This window comes from Microbispora sp. NPDC004025 (assembly GCF_053604425.1).
Window position 1 is genome coordinate 1 of the sequence record NZ_JBSGHN010000038.1, and the last position, 4298, is coordinate 4298.

Genomic DNA, 4298 nt, shown 5'->3' on the forward strand with positions numbered 1-4298 from the left:
CCTTCCAAAACACCCCCCTGCCCCACCTCCACCTCCACGACCTGCCCGCCACCCCCCACCACACCACCACCAACACCTCCAAATTCGACCTGTCGATCTACCTCTGGGAGAGCTCGCCGGGCGGCGACGGGCTTGACGGATTCGTCGAATACGCGACGGACCTGTTCGACTCCGGCACGATCGAGGCCCTCGTACGGCGGTTGCAGCGGGTGCTGGCGGCCGTGGCGGCCGACCCCGACATGCGGCTGGGTGAGATCGATGTCCTGGATGCGGTCGAGCGGCAGCGCGTGCTGGAGGACTGGAACGCGACCGCACGGGAGTACCCGCCGGCGACGTTACCGGAGCTGTTCCAGGCTCAGGTGGCACGTACGCCCGATGCGACGGCGGTGGTGTTCGGGGAGCGCAGGCTCACTTACGCGGAGCTGAACGCACGGGCCAATCGGCTTGCTCGATTGCTGGTGGAGCACGGGGCGGGTCCCGAACAGACCGTCGCGCTGGCGTTGCCCCGCTCCGAGCATCTGATCGTCGCCTTGCTGGCGGTGCTCAAGACCGGGGCGGCCTATCTGCCGGTCGATCCCGACTATCCCGCCGAGCGCATCCGTCTGATGGTGGAGGACGCCTGTCCGGTGTCGGCGATCGTCACAACAGAAACCCCTGTCCTGCCGCCGCAGGGCATGTCCCGGATCATTCTGGACGAAGAGAAGACCACGGCACGGCTGGCAGGTCTCAGCGATCACGATCTCACGGACGGCGACCGGGTCAGTCCTCTGCGGCCAGAGCATCCCGTCTACGTCATCTACACCTCCGGCTCCACCGGCGTGCCCAAGGGGCTCGTCATGCCGGCTGACGCGCTGGTCAACCTGCTGGCCTGGCACCGACGTACCCTGCCCGGAGACCGTGGAAGCACGGTGGCGCAGTTCACCACGATCAGCTTCGATGTGGCGGCTCAGGAGATCCTGTCGGCGCTGCTGTCCGGCAAGACCCTCGCCGTACCCGATGCCGAGACGCGGCTCAACACGGCCCAGTTCGTCTCCTGGCTGGACCGTCATCGGGTGAACGAGTTGTTCGCCCCCGCCCCCGTTCTCGAAGCGCTGGCCGATGCGGCCCAGGACCAGGGCATGAGCCTGCCGGATCTGGTCGATGTCGCGCAGGCCGGCGAGGCACTGGTGATCGAGGGGCGGCTGCGCGAGTTCCTGGCACGCCGTCCGGGCCGACGAGTGCACAACCACTACGGCCCGGCGGAGACTCATGTGGTCACCGCGGCGACCTTAACGATCGGATCCGGTGATGAAGAGGAAAGCGCACACCCCCCGATCGGCCGTCCTGTGGACAACTGCCGGACGTATGTCCTCGACGAGTCGCTGCGGCCGGTGCCGGTGGGGGTGCCCGGAGAGCTGTACGTCGCCGGGCGATCACTGGCCCGGGGCTATCTGGGCCGGCGCGGGTTGACCGCGTCGCGGTTCGTGGCCAGTCCTTTCGACCCCGCGGGGTCGCGGATGTACCGGACCGGTGACGTGGTGCGCTGGCGCGCCGACGGGCAGCTCGATTTCCTCGGACGCGCCGACCACCAGGTGAAGATCCGGGGGTTCCGGATCGAACCCGGTGAGGTCGAGGCCGCGGTGGCGGCACACCCCGGGGTAGCCCAGGCGGCCACGGTGGTCCGGGAGGACCGCCCCGGAGACAAACGCCTGGTCGCCTACATCACGCCGGCCCACGCGGGCGGGGGCGGTGATCTGGTGGAGGAGGTGCGCGAGCATCTGCGGGCGGTGCTGCCGGACTACATGGTGCCGTCGGCGGTGGTGGTGCTGGAGCATCTGCCGCTGACGGTGAACGGCAAGCTCGACCGCGCGGCGCTGCCCGAACCGCATCTCGCCACGACTGCGGTGTACCGCGCCCCCAGCACCGCGCGGGAGGAGATCCTGTGCGGCCTGTTCGCCGAAGTCCTCGGGGTGGAGCGGGTCGGCATGGACGACGACTTCTTCGACCTGGGCGGCCACTCCCTGCTCGCCACCCGACTGACCAGCCGCATCCGCGCCGTACTCGACGCCGAAGTCCCCGTCCGCGCCGTCTTCGAGACCCCAACACCGGGTGGGCTGTCCCGCGCGCTGACCACAACTGACACTCCCGTACGGCCCGCTTTGCGCAGGATGCGACGCGGGTAGCCGGTGATCTCGTCCCTCTCTCACCGATTCCTTTTTCAGAAATCCCCATCCATTCCACGTCACCAAGGAGAAGAACGTGAAGACCAACCCCTTCGACGACGACGAGGCCCAGTTCTACGTGCTGGTGAACGACGAGGAGCAGTATTCGCTGTGGCCGACGTTCAGCCGGATTCCCGCCGGCTGGGAGGTGGTGTTCGGCGCCAATGAGCGCGGCAAGTGCCTGGAGTACATAGAGGAGAACTGGACGGACATGCGGCCGAAGAGCCTGCGCGATGCCGTCGCCGCGGACGAGGTGTCCGCCGCCGAGTTCTGAGGATGACGTACAGTGTCCCAGCCTCTTGACATGTCTGGTCCGCGGGCCGGAGAGGCGGCGTCGGCGCGGTCGGCAGACCGCGCCGAACTCGACCGCGAATACTCTCCCAGCTCGTGCGTCCCTGACATCAGGGTGTATCTCGACGAGTACGCGCGGCGCAGCGCGGCGGCTCGTGCCGGGGCTGTTCCTCATCACTGCCTCAGATACGGTCCGCGCCCGGAGCAACTGCTCGACTACTTTCCGCCCCCGTGCGGGGGAGGCCCCCTGCAGGTTTACATTCATGGCGGGTACTGGCAGGAGTTGAGCAAAAACGAGTCGTCGTTCGCCGCGCCCGGCTTCCTGGAAAGCGGGGCGGGATTCGCCGCACTCGGCTACGGCCTCGCTCCGCTGTACTCGCTTGACGAGATCGTCGCCATGGTCCGGGAAGGTCTGTGGTGGCTGGTGCGGACGGCTCCCGAACTTCCAGGACGTCCCGGTTCGATCCATCTCAGTGGGAGTTCCGCCGGCGCCCATCTGGTGGCGATGGCGCTGTCGGACGACTGGCTGCCTTCCGGTAGGCATCCGGTGGACGTGTTCGCCAGCGCGACGCTACTCAGCGGCGTCTACGACCTCGATCCCCTTCGGGGGACCTACGTCAACGACGCACTCGGACTCGACGCCGCGTCCGCAGTGCGCAACAGCCCGATCACCCTCCTGCCGGATCGGCTGCCACCGCTGGTCATCGCGATCGGCGACAACGAAACGACAGCGTTCACCCGGCAGCATCACGAGTTCGTGGCTGCCGCATATCCACGGGCGACGGCTCTGACCGCGTTCGTCGCACGCGACCGGAACCATTTCGACCTTCCCATGGATCTGGGCGTGCCGGGCACGCAACTCGGCGACGCCGTACTCGCCAGGATGAGCGCCTGAGGTTCGAAGGAATATTCAAAGTCAGTATTGCCCTCGTCGCGGATCTGTTCTGAATCTTTCCGCCGCATTCGCTCCACGTCGAACAGGTGGGACAGTGCGGCTGATTTCCGCGATGAGATCGGCTCGGCGTACGGAACATTCGTCTTCCGAACGCCGAGCCACGCAGTTCATGCAATCAGCCGATGAAATGGGGGACTGATGATTCCGTTGTCGTTCGCGCAGCGCCGCCTGTGGTTCCTGCACCATCTGGAGGGGCCGAGTGCGACTTACAACCTTCCGCTGGTCCTGCGCCTGACCGGTGACCTCGACCGTGGGGCGTTGGCGGCGGCGTTGAACGACGTGGTGGGCCGGCACGAGAGCCTGCGCACCGTCTTCCCCGACATCGACGGGGTTCCCCACCAGCACATCCTTGACCAGGCGCATGTTGAGCCGGTGACGGTTGAGGCGGCCCCGGATGAGGTGAGCGGGCTGGTCGGTGAGGCGGTCCGCCGCACCTTCGATCTGGCGGTCGACCTGCCGATCCGCGCGTGGTTGTTCGCCGTGTCGCCCGCCGAGCATGTGCTGGTGGTCGTGGTGCATCACATCGCCGGGGACGGGTGGTCACTGCGCCCGCTGGCCTCCGACCTGGCAACCGCGTATGCCGCCCGGCGTCAGGGGCAGGCCCCCGCGTGGGAACCACTGCCGGTCCAGTACGCCGACTACACCATGTGGCAGCAAGACCTGCTGGGCGACCCCGACGACCCCAACAGCCTGCAGGCCCGCCAGCTCGCCTACTGGACCACCACCCTGAACGGCCTGCCCGAACAACTCCCCCTACCCGCCGACCGGCCACGCCCCCCCATCGCCACCCACCGCGGCCACACCACAAGCTTCACCATCGACCCCGCCACCCACCACGGCCTCAACCACCT

Annotated in this window: 4 protein-coding genes; all 4 read left to right on the top strand. The window is 67.6% G+C overall.

Annotated features, from left to right (window positions below):
* Positions 1-2162: non-ribosomal peptide synthetase (locus ACWEQG_RS38940; RefSeq protein WP_452292667.1), on the top strand; the 2162-nt coding region annotated here is incomplete at its 5' end.
* 76 nt (positions 2163-2238) lie between these two features.
* Positions 2239-2475 (top strand): MbtH family protein, encoded by a 237-nt coding sequence (locus tag ACWEQG_RS38945; RefSeq protein ID WP_363473955.1) that lies wholly within the window; start codon positions 2239-2241, stop codon positions 2473-2475.
* Between the two features lie 30 nt (positions 2476-2505).
* On the top strand, positions 2506-3387 hold the full coding sequence (locus ACWEQG_RS38950; protein ID WP_452292669.1) for an alpha/beta hydrolase: 882 nt from the start codon (positions 2506-2508) through the stop codon (positions 3385-3387).
* Positions 3388-3585: 198 nt separating this feature from the next.
* Positions 3586-4298: condensation domain-containing protein (locus ACWEQG_RS38955; protein WP_452292671.1), on the top strand; the 713-nt coding region annotated here is incomplete at its 3' end.

Excerpts from the sequence above, each read along its gene's own strand:
- ACWEQG_RS38950 (WP_452292669.1), top strand. The coding sequence starts at position 2,506 with ATGTCTGGTCCGCGGGCCGGAGAGGCGGCGTCGGCGCGGTCGGCAGAC.